Source organism: Salinivibrio sp. MA440 (assembly GCF_001996265.1).
Classification (GTDB): Bacteria; Pseudomonadota; Gammaproteobacteria; order Enterobacterales; family Vibrionaceae; genus Salinivibrio; species Salinivibrio costicola.
The window spans coordinates 23,439-40,158 of sequence record NZ_MUFI01000017.1; the positions used below are offsets into that span (position 1 = coordinate 23,439).

A 16,720-nucleotide genomic window follows, 5' to 3' on the forward strand; every position below is an offset into this window, starting at 1 on the left:
TTTTTTTGCTATCTTACTGGCTTCGCAACAGATAAAAATGTGAGGAAGGCTGTCCTCTATGCCACTGAAAACCGACGAGCTTCGAACCCGTGTGGTCGATACCATGCCTACGCCTGCAGAGGTGGAAGCTGCCCACCCCGTTACTGACAGTGTTGCTCACCACATAACCACCGCACGACGTGCGATTAGCGATATTCTCAATGGCCGAGACCCTAGACTACTCGTGATCGTCGGCCCTTGCTCGATTCACGATCCAGCCGCGGCCCGTGATTACGCAGCAAAGCTCAAAACCCTAGCCGATCAATACACAGATCAATTATTGGTGGTGATGCGCACCTATTTTGAAAAGCCGCGCACCGTTGTCGGTTGGAAAGGCTTGATCAACGATCCCCACCTCGACGGTAGCGGCGACATTCGTGCGGGGCTATTCACCGCGCGTGAGTTACTGCTCGATATCAATAAAATGGGTTTACCGACGGCGACCGAGTTTCTCGATATGATTACCGGTCAGTATATTGCTGACCTAATTAGCTGGGGCGCGATCGGCGCTCGAACGACCGAATCCCAAATTCATCGCGAGATGGCGTCAGCGCTCTCAAGCCCTGTTGGGTTTAAAAATGGCACCGACGGTAATATTACTATTGCCGTCGACGCGATTCGTGCGAGCCGTGAATCGCATTTGTTCTGCTCGCCGGACAAACATGGCGCCATGACAATCTATCGCACTGCCGGCAACCCTGACGGCCATGTTATTTTGCGCGGCGGACACCAGCCGAATTATCACGCGCATGATGTACAGGCAGCCGCGAACACGCTGGCAGGTTTTGGCTTACCTACCAAGCTTGTGGTTGATTTTAGCCATGGTAATTGCCAAAAGCAGCACCGTCGTCAATTAGAGGTGTGTGCAGACATTGCCGCGCAAATCCATGGTGGCGAGCAAGCGATCGCTGGCATTATGGCTGAGAGTTTTTTACAAGAAGGTAATCAAGCAATGGGGAGTGCCGATTCACGCACCTATGGTCAGTCGATTACCGATCCTTGTCTCGGCTGGGAAGATACCGAAAAGGTTTTGGCTCAACTTGCCAACGCTGTCATGGCGCGAAAAAATACATAACCATTGATTGAACATGGGCATGTCCAGAGCATGCCCCTAACTAGGATGAGACTATGCCTTCATTTGATATTGTGTCTGAAATTGACAAAGTGGAACTCAAAAATGCCGTTGATAATGCCAATCGTGAACTGGCAACACGGTTTGATTTTCGTGGTGTGGAAGCCAATTTTGACTTGGATAAAGAAGCGGTAAAAGTGATTGCTGAGGCTGACTTTCAAGTGAATCAAATGATGGATATGCTTCGCAGCAATTTGGCCAAGCGTGGTGTTGATGCCCGCGCGATGGATATTCAGGAAATGGTCCATTCCGGTAAGAGCTTTTCACAGCAGGTGAAGTTCAAAAATGGCATTGAGACGCCAGTGGCGAAAAAGATCACCAAAGCGATCAAAGATGCCAAGATGAAGGTCCAGACGCAAATTCAAGGTGAGCAAGTCCGTGTTACCGGTAAGAAACGCGACGATTTACAGGCTGTAATTCAATTGATCAAAGACAGTGATTTTGAGCAACCTTTTCAGTTTGAGAACTTCCGCGACTAACGGTTTAAGCCTCGAACTATCTAAAAGCGGGCGCCTGAAGCGCCCGTTTTTATTCTTTGTGATGCCCCGCGCTACTTGTAGTTATTTTTTATCTCATCGAGCGTGCCATCCATGATCGCCTGGTCAACGCCTGCTTGCAGTTTTTCAACATAGCTGTCTGGTGTATTGTTACTTAGACTGTAATAAAGCTGTGATTCATTTAACACATGCACCACCTCAAACTGGCTGGTATCGATATTACTCTGGCTCATGATATACGCACTCACATTTTCTTCATAAGCCCACATATCTATCCGCCCAGCGGCTAATTGTTTTGCCAACAAGTCCGGTTTCGGGGATAAACGAATTGATTTCTTGCCAACGCCCATCGTTTCTAATAGGTGTTGACCCACATCATCTCGTACCACGCCAACTTTGTAGTCAGCAAAGTCACTCGCGTTATTGATTGTTATCTCTTTGCTTTTTGGCGCCCAAACCACCACTTTGGTATCGGTAATGGGCCCAACCCATTTAAACTTATCTTCACGCTCTGCGGTGCGTGTGGTTGAAAAAAGGACCGTATTGGGTTCAGACAACGCGGTCGCATAACCACGCGCCCACGGTTGCAATTTCACTTGATCACGGCTAATTGGCTCACCCGCCGCCTTAGTCGCAGCCTCTAGAAAATCAACGGCAATCCCTTTTAACTCACCACGCTCTTCATAATTGAACGGGGGATACACCTCTGTAATATAATCTAAATCGCTTAAATTAGCAGCGAGAGTCGTGGTCGAAAAAACCAGCAAGCTGGCGGCAATAAGTGACTTCATTGGACTACCTCTTTTTACCTTCCATTAAATGTGTACAGCCAACATCTTTATTATTAGCTTTCAATCAATTGCTGTCGGTCACCGAGTAGCAAGTTTAAACCGCACTGCGTTGTGGCCTACAGGCAAAGTGTAGACCCCTCGCTCTTCTCTTGCGCAACTTTGCTAATACCCACACCGCACATTGAGGTAAAAAAGTTGAATTAGGTCACCATTCATGCCTAAACTTTACCCTTTATTGCAAATCGCCTGGGGCTATCGCTACCTAACGCACAAAAAGCGTTCGGCAAAGGACATAAAAACGCCACGAAGGCACTGATAACGCCCAATATTCGTCATCGACCCAACGAAAAGAACCATCGAGTCTGATCATTCATGAATAATCAAAAACGTCCTCTTTATATCCCCTACGCGGGGCCAGCTCTGCTAGAAACGCCACTATTAAACAAAGGCAGCGCATTCAGTGTTGAAGAGCGTAAGTTCTTTAACCTTGAAGGATTATTGCCAGACGCGATAGAAAGCATTGAAGAACAAACCGAGCGCGCCTATCAGCAATACCAACGCTTCGAAAACGATATCGATAAGCATATCTATCTTAGAAATATTCAAGATACCAACGAAACGCTGTTTTACCGACTGGTATCGAACCACATCACCGAAATGATGCCTATCATCTATACCCCCACGGTTGGGGCGGCGTGTGAGAACTTTTCCAATATTTATCGCCGCGGACGCGGGTTATTTATTTCTTATCCAAACCGCGATCGTATTGATGATGTTTTAAACAATGCGTCTCGTCACAATGTCAAAGTGATAGTGGTCACCGATGGAGAACGGATTCTGGGATTAGGCGACCAAGGGATCGGTGGCATGGGCATCCCTATCGGAAAGCTATCGCTCTATACCGCGTGCGGTGGGATCAGTCCGGCTTATACGCTTCCCATTGTTCTGGATGTAGGAACTAATAACCCACAACGGCTCTCCGATCCCATGTATATGGGATGGCGCCACACTCGGATTAGCGGCCAAGAGTACGATGCATTTATTGAAGAGTTCATCCAAGCAGTACAGCGCCGCTGGCCTGAAGCATTGATCCAATTTGAAGATTTCGCGCAAAAAAATGCCATGCCAATCCTAGAACGCTATAAAGACAAGGTGTGCTGCTTTAATGATGATATCCAAGGGACGGCAGCAGTCACCGTGGGCTCATTAATTTCCGCGTGTAAAGCGGCTGGCACCAAGTTGTCTGAACAGCGGATCACCTTTTTAGGCGCGGGCTCTGCCGGTTGTGGTATTGCAGAAGCTATCATTGCACAAATGGTCGCGGAGGGCATTTCAGATGCACAAGCTCGCTCACGCGTGTATATGGTCGATCGCTGGGGTCTATTAGTCGATGCAATGCCAAACTTGCTCGACTTCCAGCAAAAGCTGGTACAAAAAAGCGAGGCTCTATCGGAGTGGCAGCTAGAAGATAGCAACATCTCACTATTAGACGTGGTTCGAAACGCGAAACCCACCGTGCTCGTCGGCGTATCGGGGGCACCAGGGTTATTCACTGAAGATGTCATTAAACAAATGCATGCCACCTGTCCACGCCCGATTATTTTTCCTTTATCTAACCCCACGAGCCGGGTCGAGGCGACGCCATTTGATATTTTGCGTTGGACCGATGGTCAAGCGTTAGTTGCCACAGGAAGTCCATTTGAGCCCGTCCGTTTAGATAATGGCAAAACCTTCCCCATCGCACAGTGTAACAACAGCTATATTTTTCCAGGCATCGGGCTTGGCGTATTAGCCGTCGGGGCTTCTCGTGTTACCGATGGCATGCTAATGGCCTCATCGCGAGCACTATCCGAATGCTCTCCTCTGGCGAAGCGAGGGATCGGCGCCCTGCTCCCACCGTTGGAGGATATTACCCAAGTATCAAAACGCATTGCGTTTGAGGTGGCTAAAGAAGCGATTATTGAAGGCGTCGCCGCCGAGCTCTCTGATGAGGCACTGAAAAAGCGCATCGAGGAGAGTTTTTGGTCACCTGAATACCGCGCTTACAAACGCACCTCATTTTAACCAAAGACTGACAGAAAAAGCGCCTACTCAGGCGCTTTTTTTGCTACCATTCCATCTACTTGCCGCACCCGCTATTATCGAGTGCTGTCCGTCAAAAAAGGGATACAACGCACCATGGCTCTCCGGCGCCTCGTTCGTCAGGCGATAATCACATCGGCTATACTCACAGCCCTTACTGTTATTCTCATGGCGGCTAGCGATATCGCAATCACGCTTAACGCCAAAGGGCGTGTCTATAAAGATGTCGATGTCTTGCCCAAAAGACAAGTGGGGCTCGTACTCGGCACCAGTAAATATATCGGCAAAACCTCAAATCCTTATTACACCTATCGCATTGAAGCGGCTGAGGCGCTTTATCATGCAGGAAAGATTGACCACCTGCTTCTTAGCGGCGACAACGCTCATCGGTCGTATAACGAACCCTGGACGATGAAACGAGATTTACGCGAGAGGGGCATCGCGGAAGAGGCGATCCATCTTGACTATGCCGGCTTTCGGACACTCGATTCCGTTGTTCGCGCCAAGACGGTTTTTAGTCTTGCTCGTTTTACCGTCATCACGCAGCAATTTCATTGTGAACGTGCGCTGTTTCTTGCGGATGTAAACGATATTGATGCCATCTGTTACGCGGTACCAAGCCCCAGAGGCTGGGCCGGTACCAAGATCCGCGCCAGAGAAATACTGGCACGCACTAAAGCGGTACTAGACAGTTTTATTCTCAATGTGAAACCAAAATTTACCGGACCTAAAGCACCGATAGATGGCCTCTCAAACCGATAACTCCCTTCTGACGTTATGACCAAGCGTTCTGCCATCGATGCTGCCCGAATCACAATTTTTACATTGTTTTAATCATTTGTTTAAAAACCTGCCTGCAATCGATTAACACCCTGACCAATAAAGCGTATATTAGCCATCGCTTGGTAATCTGTTATGGCTTGTTTTTGCTTATAAATCCCCGTTATCAAGCGAATCACACAAATATTATAAATGAGTACAATACCTGATAACGTTTGTAAAAGGACGCCCTATGAACCTGCAATCCCTTTATTTACACTCCTGGAAGCTCGATCGAAAAGCCTGGATTTTATTGGCTGATATTGCGTTGTTTTTCGTTTTATATCACAGCTTACCTTTTGCCGCCGACGTAACAACTGGCCTCAGCTTACTGGTCTTTATCGCCGTGCTTTGGCTCACCGAAGCCATCCATGTCAGCATGACAGCGATATTGGTGCCGATCATGGCAGTGGGTCTCGGTGTGTTTGAAACACCGGCGGCGTTGTCAAACTTTGCTAATCCTATTATCTTTCTGTTTCTAGGTGGGTTTGCATTAGCGGCGGCATTGCAAGCTCAAGGGCTCGATCAAGCGATTGCCAATAAAGTATTAACCATCGCCCAAGGAAAAATGTCAGTGGCAGTCATGATGCTCTTTGGTGTTACCGCCGGTCTATCGATGTGGATCAGTAATACAGCCACGACAGCAATGATGCTTCCTTTGGTACTCGGTATCTTACATAAGGTGAATAATCAAAAAGATCATGGCACCTATGTTTTCGTTCTGTTGGGGATTGCTTACTGTGCCAGTATCGGTGGCATCGCGACCATTGTCGGTAGCCCACCAAATGCCATCGCCGCTGCAGAAGCAGGCCTCAGTTTCGCAGACTGGATGAAGCTCGGACTGCCTGTCACGCTTATCCTACTGCCAGTGGCTGTTGTTGTGTTGTATTTTTTAACCAAACCGAATCTTAACTACAGCTTTGATGCCGACAAACGCGGCTTTGAGTGGACCACGCCACGTTTAATCACCATTGCTATCTTTGCGCTTACGGTGTCGGCGTGGATCTTCAGTAAACCCTTAAATGCTATGCTCGGTGGTCTCAGTAAATTTGACTCGATCGTCGCGCTGTCTGCGATCGTATTACTGGGTGCTGCCCGAGTGGTAAAGTGGAAGGAAGTGGAAAAAACCGCAGATTGGGGCGTTCTATTATTGTTCGGTGGCGGTATTTGCTTAAGCAACGTACTCAAAGAAACAGGCACCAGTGTATTCTTGGCGAATCACCTCAGTAGCGCGCTGACCGGCTCCGGGTTGTTCTTTACCATGCTTGGTGTCGTCGCGTTTGTTATATTCCTCACAGAGTTTGCCAGTAACACCGCCAGCGCCGCACTGTTAGTTCCCGTCTTCGCGACCATTGCTGAAGCCTTAGGCGTGTCCCCCGTGGCACTATCGGCGTTAATTGCCATTGCAGCATCCTGTGCCTTTATGCTTCCCGTTGCCACCCCTCCTAACGCCATTGTGTTTGGATCTGGGCATATTGAACAACGTGATATGATGCGGGTTGGCATGTACTTAAACCTTGTTTGTATTGTGGTTCTTGCCATTTTTACCCGTTTATTCTGGTAATCTCGCTCACTACCTGGCATTTGCGCCAGGTAGTGTTTTTCGCGTCTTCTCGTCTATCAAAATTGTTTCAATTGAGTTTCAGGTTTACACTAGCGCAACGCTTAATAACCCGTAAACGACTATGGCATTTGCAGAAATTACTGGCTGGGGTAAATGTCTCCCGCCTGCTGTGTTGAGTAATGATGACCTCAGCACCATCTTAGAAACCAATGATGAATGGATCCGCTCGCGCACTGGCATTGAGGCGCGTCGAGTGAGTCATGTAGAAACCTCGGACTTAGCAACCGTTGCTGCCCATCGAGCCCTGGCGGCTGCAGGTATCGACGCGAGCCAGTTAGACTTATTGATTGTCGCGACATGCTCGCCAGATACCTTAATTCCTAACATCGCTTCAAAGGTTCAAGGAAATATTGGCGCCCTACATGCAGCCGCTTTCGATATGAATGCCGCCTGTACTGGATTCCTTTATGGATTAGAAACGGCTACCAAAATGTTGCAAGCTGGCCATTACCAGCACGCACTGATTATTGGTGCAGAACACCTTACTTGGTACTTGGATTGGAGCAAACGCGATACCGCCGTGTTATTCGGTGACGGAGCGGGGGCAGTCGTGGTGAGCAAAAGCGATCAAGAAGTAGGCTTGTTGGATGCGCAACTCGGATGTGATTCAGCAGGAAGAGACGTATTAGCCATCCCGGCATTTGGCACCGCTATGGATCGTTTTGATCCCGACAATGGGCATTTTTCGTTTGACTTTATCGGTCGCGATATTTTTAAACGCGCGGTGAAAGGTATGGGCTCTGCGGCAAATCAAGTGCTTGCCCGCAATCAACTTAACGCCGACGACATCGATCTTGTTGTTCCTCATCAGGCGAATAAACGGATTATTGAAACCTTGTGTGAGCATGCCGGTATTGAACTGGATAAAGCATTTATCAATATCCAGCATTACGGTAATACGTCTGCCGCAACAATTCCTATCGCCTTGTGCGAAGCGGTAGAACAAGGCGTCGTCAAGCCGCACAGTCAATTGCTCACCGCGGCATTTGGCGCTGGGCTTACCTGGGGCGCAGGACTGATTCGCTGGGGTGAGCGAACCACACCTATCGCGCAATCAAATGCAGACCTACCACCCACCGATAAAACGGCACTCGAGCTATTAGACGACGCAATTAATCACTGTCAAAAGTCGAACAAGTAGCGACGCGCGAAGGCTAAGAGTCAAAAAGCCGACAATCAAGATGTCGGCTTTTTCTTAGCAGGGTTTCATTGAGGCATTAGGTTAGTTTCATTGAGCCATTAAGTCAGATGCAAGAATGCCGCGCCACGCACTCCACCCGCATCGCCATGCTGTGCTTTGACTATATCAGGCGCATTTGCCGCTGACAGTAAATGCTGAGGTAAGCGCTCGGAAATGGCGTCATAAAGCTCATCAAAATTAGATAAGCCGCCGCCAAGCACAACCATGTCAGGATCGAACGCAGTTAAAATACCGCCTAAAGACATTGCCAACACATCAAAAAAGCACGCTACAAATGCCACTGCATCGGATTCACCCGCTCGGTAGTTTTCGATAATCTCAATCGCTGATAGAGGCTGATAAAAGTGGCCATACAATTGTTCGAATCCGCGCCCTGATAGGTAATTATCTAAGCATCCTTTGTTGCCACATCCACAATCAAACATCGGTGGGTGATCACCAAGACGCAACCAAGCATCAATCGGCATCCGCATATGACCAACCTCGCCAGCCATCTGGTTTTTACCATTAATCACCTTACCGTTAATGACTAAACCACCACCAAAGCCAGTGCCAAGAATTAAACCCAAGACTGTTTTCGCCGACTGCGCTTGCTCATCCCAGGCTTCCGATAACGCGAAACAGTTAGCATCATTACTGATACGGACTTCTCTACCAAGGCGTGCTTCTAAATCTGCACGTAGCGATTGTCCATTGGCTGCAGGCACATTGACGGTTAAAACCGTTCCATCTTCTGCTTGTGAGCCAGGAATACCAATACCAATGGTTCCCTGCCCTCCCCATTTAACATCGTATTTTTCTACCAATTGGACGATGGTTTCAACCAACGCCGCATAATCCTGCGTGGGGGTTGGATGACGTTCGGTCGCAATACGATTGAGTTGTTTGTCAAACGCGCCGAACTCAATTTTTGTGCCGCCCACATCAAAGCCGTAATACATGGCTAAGTCACCTTCGTGTTTGTTTGTCGTTATATAACCAGATTATCCACCAAAAATAGCGTCAAGTCCGTGATTCTGGCCAAGTTTCGTAGTTTTTTAACCAAACGTTAGCCATCGGCATTTTTGTGTCTTTCACATTAAGCCTGACGATGAAGCAGCAGGGACAACGCGTCTCGCTCTGGCAACGCCTTTTGTCGTTTACCTGCCATATAGCGCTCGCTAAATACATCAAACCATTGATTCAAATATGCGGCTGCCATTTGCTCTTGATTTGCGATCAGTGCCTCTGCAGCCACTTCTGCTGTTGCAAGCTGATTCTCGCCGTGAGCATCACGCACTTGATAGCGTGATAATGCCTGAGGTTGAATACTTAAAACCGGAAAACGATCAAGCCAAGGGCTCTTTCTGAAAATCTTTTTCGCTTCTCGCCAGGTCCCATCGATAATAATCAACAGCGGACGTTTACCTGACACGCCCACAGTCGGGACACTCACGACACGCTCAGGCGTCGTGTATTGAGACGGGAAAATCACAAAAGGTTGATAATCGGGATGGGACAGAAGCGCTAACATCTCAGGGTCCGGCTCTGTTCGTGACCAAATAAACGCATAGGTATCGGCGATACAGTCAGCAATCAGCCGGCCGGTATTGCTTGGCTTCAAGACCTCATCGTCATACATCAGCAGCATAAAAGCGGCGTGTGTCTTGTGAGCCGTTCGGTGGGCGCAGATACAATAATGACGAACTAGCATGCACTGCTGACAACGATCAACCCCGGCACCACGGGCTAGATAAGGGCGGGTAGCACGCGAGAGGCGTGCTTTATAAAGGCGCTGAATCGCGTGATTCTGCTCTATTTTTGACATCGCTATTTTTGACATCAAAGTATCTAGGTTATTAGTGGCTGAGTACTAACGAAATTCAACCATGGCGCCATCAAATAAATTTTTGACTAGCGCCACATACTCTTCTAAAAAGCCCACTTGCTCCGCCGTGACAGGTTGCTCCCATCGCCCGGCTAAGACTTCTTCCATATCTTCAACCACACGATCGGCTTCACGGAGTATGGTAAACCTTAACGCGGATGAGAGCCCAGGGTTCTGCTCACAAATGGTCATGATGTTAGAGGCGACGAGATCGTGCACGATATCTGCAATGGTTTCATCGCCAATGGCTTCACCGGGTTGCTCAAAGACGGTGAGATTGAACGCAAAGTGCTCGATCAGTGCCTGATACCCGTCTGAATCTACTACCATGGTTACTTGTCCTTAGACTGTTCATATATCGCTATTGTATCGCGAACATCCGCGATGTGCGCCCCCAGAGGACGAAATTAGAAAGCGAGTCACGCTTCACAGCACATCACGTGCTTTATACTGTTTCCATGCACCTTATACGATTCGATGCACCTTATACGATTCGATGCATCTTGTACTATTCGATGCACCTTACATACGATTCCACACGCCTTATAGTATAAGATAGCATGCGCAATAACACGTACTGGCTTATTGCTCGTGTACATACAGTGGCAAAACTGTGAATGGTAAGCCTTTCTTGCTTATCCATGCCACACTTTACTCATGCAAACTGCTGACCCACTCTTCTTTGCAGTATAGCTTTGGTTTGCAGTGATGAAAATAAACCACACACTGAGCTGTTTTCACGGATACGCCCGAATCAATCGCTCACAAGGATGTAGGAAAAAACCATGAAGGTAAACCGTCCGCGCCCATTTAGTAAGAGCATTGTCAGCAAAATCGGATTAATCATGACGTTTATCACGCTGATGGTGCTCGGATTATCGGTTTCAAGCTATATCATGCAAGAGCGTGTCAATCGTGATGTAGAGCGCGCTACCCATCACGAAATTCCTAGCGCCATTATTACGATGCAGATGCTACGTTCGGTGAGCGACATGAATGCTAGCATGCTTAAATATGTCATGGGACGGCACGAATCGCTATCAGTGTTTCTAGAGAATCAACAAGACTTTGAAAACGCGCTAAAAAAACTAAAAACCATCAAACCCGATGAAAAACAACAACTCGAAAAAGTCAGTCAACTCTACGAACGCTTTCAACGCATCGCACATCAAAAAGTATTAACCGAGTTTGATCCGGTGGCTGAGCAATGGGCACGCAAGCAATTGATGCGATTATCCATTGATGTCGCTCGCCCAATTGATAACCTCGTTGCCGAACTCAAAGCCACCCAGGAGTTAAAGCAACCTGACAACTTAGCGGTATTACAATACCTTGACGAGCTCGTCGATGAAAACGGCGATATGCTTACCGAGCTAAATCAGTATTTAGAAGGTCGCACGAGTAGCCGTCAATACTTTATGGAAGATATGGTTACCTTTGAGCAATATTTGTCATTAACACAGTTCGAGCTTAATGACCCTGCCTCACTCAAAAAAATTGCGCGATTAAACAATCACTTTACTAGCTTTAAGCGCAGCGGTATTGCCATTTTTAACAATTACCAACCGAACGCCAAAGTCGCTGCCATGAAGGCAGTGCGCACGCTCAGCGATCATGAGTATCATGCGCTAGAGAATGCACTTTCCCGTTTTGCACAAGGCACAGGTAATGAAGTTACCCGCTCAATGACCGACTTACAATCTATTCTTCATTCGAATCAATTGAATCTTGGCTATTTATTGTTATTTATTTTGTTTGTCAGTAGCGGCATGTATTTTTATATTTATCAGTCTTTTACTCAGCCAATCGCCGCGCTGGCAGATTCGATGCAGCGACTGGTCGCGGGTGACATGACACCACCGTCTAGTCATTTTCAAGATAGAACCGATGAAGTCGGAAAGATTGCGCAGAGCTTAGTGATATTCCGAGCCCACATTATCTCGCGCAACCAAGCACGTGAGCAGTTGATAGCAGAAAAGGAACGAGCTGAAAGTGCATCTCGGGTTAAAGCGCAGTTTCTTGCCACCATGAGCCATGAAATACGCACCCCCATGAACGGGGTCATCGGGATGTTGGATCTACTGCGTCGCTCTTCGCTAACCCAATCCCAACACGGGTTGCTGAGCACAGTAAGAGAATCAGCCCTTTCATTGCTTTCGATTATTAACGATATTCTTGATTTCTCCCGCACCGAATCAGGAAAACTGCAGCTGGAGCAGGTTACCTTTTCTCTCTCTGAAACGGTTGATCAAGTAATGGACACGGTGAGCCACAATGCCAAAAAACAAAATGTGACATTGTCACTATTTATTGATCCTGAACTGCCTGACTCACTGATTGGCGATCCTAACCGGCTTAAACAGGTCCTTTATAACCTTGTGGGCAATGCAATTAAGTTTTCTGGCAGTCACCGTGACAAGCTGGGAAAAGTCGATGTCAAAATCACACCGTTCGACACAGGCACACCGGAAAAAACAGGATTGAACGTCACAATAGCGGATAATGGTATAGGCATCAGCCCCGACAAATTAGACACCATATTTCAACCCTTTAACCAAGCAGAATCATCCACTACGCGTGAGTATGGTGGGTCCGGACTCGGCTTAGCGATTTGTAAAAATATTATCGATTTACTCGATGGTGAGATAACGGTTGAGAGTGAACAGGATAAAGGAACCGAATTTCAAGTTCGCTTAAGTTACACCACTGACAGATTGGGTGCACCTCATCCTGCGCCACTTAGTCGTGACGATATCGACACACTGTTTATTTACCTTGATTTACCCGACGGCGAGCTAAAACACGCCATCAACCTCTATCTCAATCATTTAGGTATTGCACATGCGACAGCTAATCCAAACGAGACGCTTATCCTACAAAAGGAGGCGTCAAGCACGCCTGCGCTTGTCGCTGCCAGACATGTTCTCTTGATCACTCAAGATACAAGTGACGAGACGCGTTTTGATGCGCTTGGGGTGAAACACATCATTGCACTACGAGAGAAGCTGTCACTGAATACCCATCCTAACAAATACCTGGTCGAGCTTTTTGCCTCACCGCTCACTTATCGCCGCTTAGTGCATGGGATCCGTGTGTGTTTAGGCTTAGACAGCCCAGAGGTTAGCATGTTGGGGGAATCTCTCGAGCTAAATATTATCCCCGATATGCAAGCAAGAGAGCGCCATGGCAAATCGATACGTGGACATATACTGGTTGCCGAAGACAACCCCACTAATCAACGCGTTTTGACACAACAACTCCATTATCTCGGTTATCACGTTGTGATGGTTGATGATGGTGAACAAGCATTGCAGGCTTACCAAAGCACGCGCTTTGATCTGGTCTTAACAGACTGCCATATGCCCAATAAAGATGGTTATGCACTCGCAGCCGCATTGAGAGAGCAGCAGTCATCCACGGGATACGTCCCTATTATCGCTATTACTGCCAATGCACTCAGTGGTGAAGACGCACGTTGTTTTGCAGCGGGTATGGATGATTATATCACCAAGCCCATTGAGTTAGAGCAGCTCGAAAGCCGCTTAAGTCACTGGCTTCACCAAGGTTCCCATTCAACCACCGACAAGGCGCAAGAGGAAACGTCTACCCTCTCTGTGCAACACGAGAGCTCGCTAACCGTTTTAGATTTAAGTGTTATCGAACGACTCTATGCCGGCCAGAAACACGCTTATCTTGATATCATTGCGATATTTCGCCGACGCAGTTTACCGAGCATCAACACGCTGAGCCAGTTAGCGCCGCCGTTTACAGATTGGCAAGATATCAAAGACACAGCACATAAACAGAAGTCCGCGACAGGCAGTATTGGCGCAACAGAATTGCATCAAGCGTGCCTTGACGCCGAACATGCTGCCAACACACAGGACACACAAGCACTTGTCAAAGCGTTAGCGCAGATGCAAACGGCGATCATACGTCTGACTCGTGCGCTCGACACGCTTGAGACTTAATGTGTCCAACATCAAAAATAATGAATCGGTGTGATCCCTTATCCGAATATCTAGAAAATCGGTGTACAAACCTCGCGTTCCGGTGCCACACTCAAGGTAAGTATTAGCAACCAAAACGGTAGTGAATAATGAGAAAAACCAAAGTTGTCACCTCCGAGGACATCCTGCTCAAACTGTGTCAATCTGCCACAGCAGTGTTAACCAAAGCCACGGACTCTCCCGTGCATCATGCCGCAATGGTGCAAAAAATAGTCAAAACCAGTCTTAAGCCGGATATCGGGTGCTTTGTATTATTTGATGGCGGCTTTTCGGGACTCGTCGTGATTAACTTCTCCTCACAAGCGGCGTTAGAGATTTATCGCAACTATATGCAGCATATGGGGATCCCCGAAGAAGAGCTTGCCACTCAACATACAGCGGATGAAGTCGGTGATGTACTTGGCGAACTGATGAACCAAATCATCGGTGACTTCACAGGCAAGATTAAGCGCTCAATTCAGACGTCTATCACGCAAAACCAGCCGAAGATGATGGCGGTGAACAAAAATATTTCCGTGTCTGTCGACAGCAATATTGATAAACCTCAAGCGCGCCGGGTCAGCTTTACCACCGAAAATAATCATATTTTTTATCTAGAACTCGCGATGGAACGCACTGAATTCATTCAGCTGCAAGATTTTGAAGAAGGCGAAGAAGTCGACCCGGATTCTATTTTAGAGGCAGAAACCGTGCGTCAGCTGGAAGGAAAACCTAACGATAAAAATGAAAAGAAAGACAATGGCAGTAACGACTTGTTAGATGAACTCGGGATCTGAGCACGAACGCCCATATAAATTAACATCGAACTTAAAAATCAGCGAGTTACGCCTCAATTCGTGAACAAGTAGCCATTATTGTTGCTTGTTCGCGATGTTTTTGTATTTCACCCACTTAATTTTCGACAAAAAACAAAATAACATTTCATCTTTTCCCGCTCACAATAATATTGAATTTATCGCTTTTGTTTCATATAAGTTACAACATTGATCACAACCTCCCCGCTCTATTACTCGTTCTTAATCGTCTATGAGTGGTTGAATTTTAGGACTTATTTTTAGTAGGTGAATAATTCTGGGTCATTTAGACTGCGCAACAAAATAATAAGGCTGGCAATGATCAGTCCATTACCCTACTGGGCACCCTGCCCACCCACAATCATTCGTGAAAAGGTCGATTCATGAGTCCAGAACACTACCTACTCGACTGGCAAACCAGTCAAACTCACTCTGAAACCATGTATCCGCTGTTGAGCCAGCTCTATCGCCAAAAAGGCGTAGAGATTCAACTCTTTGGCCGTCAGCTTATCAACGCTAGTACCATTGATATTATTAAAGCTCACCGCGTCGCACGTCGTTACACTGGCGACACATTAGCCCCGAGCCAAACCCTCCCTTTAATCGAAGCGATGGCCGAACTCGACCTGGCCCCGAGTAAAATTGATATTGGCCAGCTGGCGTGGACGTACTGGCAATCACATGACAGTGAGCATGGGATTACTGATTTTCTTCATAGCCAATTGAATCACTTAATCGGCACTGGCAACAGCGTCGAGCCCAAAGATGTGGTGCTTTATGGTTTTGGCCGTATTGGCCGGTTACTCGCACGTCTACTGGTTGAGAAAAGTGGGCCAGGCTATCCATTACGTTTACGTGCGATAGTGGTCCGTGGTGGCAAAGAAGGCGATTTGGAAAAACGCGCCAGCTTATTGCGTCGTGATTCGGTGCACGGTCCATTTAATGGCAGCATTACTGTGGATGAGACCCGTAATGCTCTGATCGCCAATGGTAATTTCATTCAAGTCATTTATGCCAATAACCCAACTGAGGTCGACTATACCCAGTATGGCATTCACCATGCCTTAGTGGTCGATAATACGGGGATGTGGCGTGATGAAGAAGGACTCGGTCAGCATCTTGATAGCAAAGGGACAGACAAAGTCTTGCTAACCGCCCCAGGTAAGGGCGCGCTTAAAAATGTGGTGTTCGGTGTCAATCATGATGTCATTGGTCACGATGACAAAATTATCTCCGCCGCCAGTTGCACCACCAATGCGATTACCCCAGTGCTCAAAGCCATGCAGGATAAATTTGGCATTGATAGTGGTCATATTGAAACCGTCCATTCGTTTACCAATGATCAAAACTTAATAGACAACTACCACAAAGGCGATCGACGTGGTCGTTCAGCATCACTCAACATGGTACTGACGTCGACGGGCGCAGCAAGCGCGGTAGCAAAAGCATTGCCGGAACTAAAAGGAAAACTCACTGGCAACTCAGTGCGTGTCCCAACCCCGAATGTCTCGATGGCGATTGCAAACCTCAACCTCAATCACGCCACCAACAAAGATGAAATCAATGCGTACCTGCAAGACGTCGCGCTCTACTCGCCGCTTTCAGGCCAAATCGATTATACCCAATCCACCGAACTCGTCTCGAGTGATTTGATTGGATCTCGCTTTGCTGGCGTGGTAGATAGCCAGGCGACGATTGCCGAGGGTAACCGCTGCGTACTGTACATTTGGTATGACAACGAGTTTGGATACAGCTGTCAGGTCATCCATTGTATGGAGAAAATGATGGGGGTTCGCTATCCTGTGGTCCCTCAGCCGGAATCGTTATCATAAGCAACACAGCGTTATCATAAACAACAAAAGGC

At 47.5% G+C, this 16,720-nt stretch carries 13 protein-coding genes; 9 read left to right on the top strand and 4 right to left on the bottom strand.

Translation table 11 applies throughout. From position 1 onward, the window contains the following. Positions 1-58 precede the first annotated feature (58 nt). Complete coding sequence (locus tag BZG80_RS07175) at positions 59-1,114, top strand: 3-deoxy-7-phosphoheptulonate synthase (RefSeq protein WP_021023237.1); 1,056 nt, start codon at positions 59-61, stop codon at positions 1,112-1,114. A gap of 53 nt (positions 1,115-1,167) precedes the next feature. Next, positions 1,168-1,650 (top strand): YajQ family cyclic di-GMP-binding protein, encoded by a 483-nt coding sequence (locus BZG80_RS07180; protein WP_021023238.1) that lies wholly within the window; start codon positions 1,168-1,170, stop codon positions 1,648-1,650. A 71-nt stretch (positions 1,651-1,721) separates the two neighbouring features. Here BZG80_RS07180 and BZG80_RS07185 read toward each other — a convergent pair whose 3' ends face one another. Further along, complete coding sequence (locus tag BZG80_RS07185) at positions 1,722-2,459, bottom strand: substrate-binding periplasmic protein (RefSeq protein WP_021023239.1); 738 nt, start codon at positions 2,457-2,459, stop codon at positions 1,722-1,724. A 372-nt stretch (positions 2,460-2,831) separates the two neighbouring features. On the opposite strand from BZG80_RS07185, the gene BZG80_RS07190 reads away from it, so the two are divergent. The 4 genes from BZG80_RS07190 (at position 2,832) to BZG80_RS07205 (ending at position 8,125) form a co-directional block, all read left to right on the top strand. Next, positions 2,832-4,523, top strand: coding sequence for an NAD-dependent malic enzyme (locus tag BZG80_RS07190; RefSeq protein ID WP_077679048.1), 1,692 nt, complete (start codon positions 2,832-2,834; stop codon positions 4,521-4,523). 114 nt (positions 4,524-4,637) lie between these two features. Beyond that, the gene (locus tag BZG80_RS07195) at positions 4,638-5,303 is read left to right on the top strand and encodes a SanA/YdcF family protein (protein ID WP_021023241.1); all 666 of its coding nucleotides are present in this window, start codon (positions 4,638-4,640) and stop codon (positions 5,301-5,303) included. A 250-nt stretch (positions 5,304-5,553) separates the two neighbouring features. Beyond that, complete coding sequence (locus BZG80_RS07200; RefSeq protein ID WP_021023242.1) at positions 5,554-6,924, top strand: SLC13 family permease; 1,371 nt, start codon at positions 5,554-5,556, stop codon at positions 6,922-6,924. A 121-nt stretch (positions 6,925-7,045) separates the two neighbouring features. Then, positions 7,046-8,125, top strand: a complete 1,080-nt coding sequence (locus tag BZG80_RS07205; protein WP_077679049.1) for a ketoacyl-ACP synthase III — start codon at positions 7,046-7,048, stop codon at positions 8,123-8,125. A gap of 98 nt (positions 8,126-8,223) precedes the next feature. Here BZG80_RS07205 and nagK read toward each other — a convergent pair whose 3' ends face one another. From nagK to BZG80_RS07220, 3 genes are all read right to left on the bottom strand, one after another. Further along, complete coding sequence (gene nagK / locus BZG80_RS07210) at positions 8,224-9,126, bottom strand: N-acetylglucosamine kinase (RefSeq protein ID WP_021023244.1); 903 nt, start codon at positions 9,124-9,126, stop codon at positions 8,224-8,226. A 137-nt stretch (positions 9,127-9,263) separates the two neighbouring features. Next, positions 9,264-10,007 carry a tRNA-uridine aminocarboxypropyltransferase gene (locus BZG80_RS07215; protein WP_241833877.1) on the bottom strand — a complete coding sequence of 248 codons (744 nt, stop codon included), beginning with the start codon at positions 10,005-10,007 and terminating at the stop codon, positions 9,264-9,266. A gap of 30 nt (positions 10,008-10,037) precedes the next feature. Further along, the gene (locus BZG80_RS07220; protein ID WP_021023245.1) at positions 10,038-10,382 is read right to left on the bottom strand and encodes a DUF3802 family protein; all 345 of its coding nucleotides are present in this window, start codon (positions 10,380-10,382) and stop codon (positions 10,038-10,040) included. A 455-nt stretch (positions 10,383-10,837) separates the two neighbouring features. On the opposite strand from BZG80_RS07220, the gene BZG80_RS07225 reads away from it, so the two are divergent. From BZG80_RS07225 to BZG80_RS07235, 3 genes are all read left to right on the top strand, one after another. Then, positions 10,838-14,023: an ATP-binding protein gene (locus BZG80_RS07225; RefSeq protein WP_077679050.1), complete on the top strand. Its 3,186-nt coding sequence runs from the start codon at positions 10,838-10,840 to the stop codon at positions 14,021-14,023. A 128-nt stretch (positions 14,024-14,151) separates the two neighbouring features. Then, positions 14,152-14,838 (top strand): DUF3334 family protein, encoded by a 687-nt coding sequence (locus tag BZG80_RS07230; RefSeq protein WP_077460575.1) that lies wholly within the window; start codon positions 14,152-14,154, stop codon positions 14,836-14,838. Positions 14,839-15,239: 401 nt separating this feature from the next. Further along, entirely contained in the window at positions 15,240-16,688 is a 1,449-nt protein-coding gene (locus BZG80_RS07235) for a glyceraldehyde-3-phosphate dehydrogenase (RefSeq protein WP_077669069.1), read from the top strand. Positions 16,689-16,720 lie beyond the last annotated feature (32 nt).

Excerpts from the sequence above, each read along its gene's own strand:
- BZG80_RS07205 (WP_077679049.1), top strand. The coding sequence starts at position 7,046 with ATGGCATTTGCAGAAATTACTGGCTGGGGTAAATGTCTCCCGCCTGCT.
- BZG80_RS07200 (WP_021023242.1), top strand. The coding sequence starts at position 5,554 with ATGAACCTGCAATCCCTTTATTTACACTCCTGGAAGCTCGATCGAAAA.
- BZG80_RS07215 (WP_241833877.1), bottom strand. The coding sequence starts at position 10,007 with ATGTCAAAAATAGCGATGTCAAAAATAGAGCAGAATCACGCGATTCAG.
- BZG80_RS07195 (WP_021023241.1), top strand. The coding sequence starts at position 4,638 with ATGGCTCTCCGGCGCCTCGTTCGTCAGGCGATAATCACATCGGCTATA.
- BZG80_RS07190 (WP_077679048.1), top strand. The coding sequence starts at position 2,832 with ATGAATAATCAAAAACGTCCTCTTTATATCCCCTACGCGGGGCCAGCT.
- nagK (WP_021023244.1), bottom strand. The coding sequence starts at position 9,126 with ATGTATTACGGCTTTGATGTGGGCGGCACAAAAATTGAGTTCGGCGCG.
- BZG80_RS07185 (WP_021023239.1), bottom strand. The coding sequence starts at position 2,459 with ATGAAGTCACTTATTGCCGCCAGCTTGCTGGTTTTTTCGACCACGACT.
- BZG80_RS07235 (WP_077669069.1), top strand. The coding sequence starts at position 15,240 with ATGAGTCCAGAACACTACCTACTCGACTGGCAAACCAGTCAAACTCAC.
- BZG80_RS07180 (WP_021023238.1), top strand. The coding sequence starts at position 1,168 with ATGCCTTCATTTGATATTGTGTCTGAAATTGACAAAGTGGAACTCAAA.
- BZG80_RS07230 (WP_077460575.1), top strand. The coding sequence starts at position 14,152 with ATGAGAAAAACCAAAGTTGTCACCTCCGAGGACATCCTGCTCAAACTG.
- BZG80_RS07175 (WP_021023237.1), top strand. The coding sequence starts at position 59 with ATGCCACTGAAAACCGACGAGCTTCGAACCCGTGTGGTCGATACCATG.
- BZG80_RS07225 (WP_077679050.1), top strand. The coding sequence starts at position 10,838 with ATGAAGGTAAACCGTCCGCGCCCATTTAGTAAGAGCATTGTCAGCAAA.
- BZG80_RS07220 (WP_021023245.1), bottom strand. The coding sequence starts at position 10,382 with ATGGTAGTAGATTCAGACGGGTATCAGGCACTGATCGAGCACTTTGCG.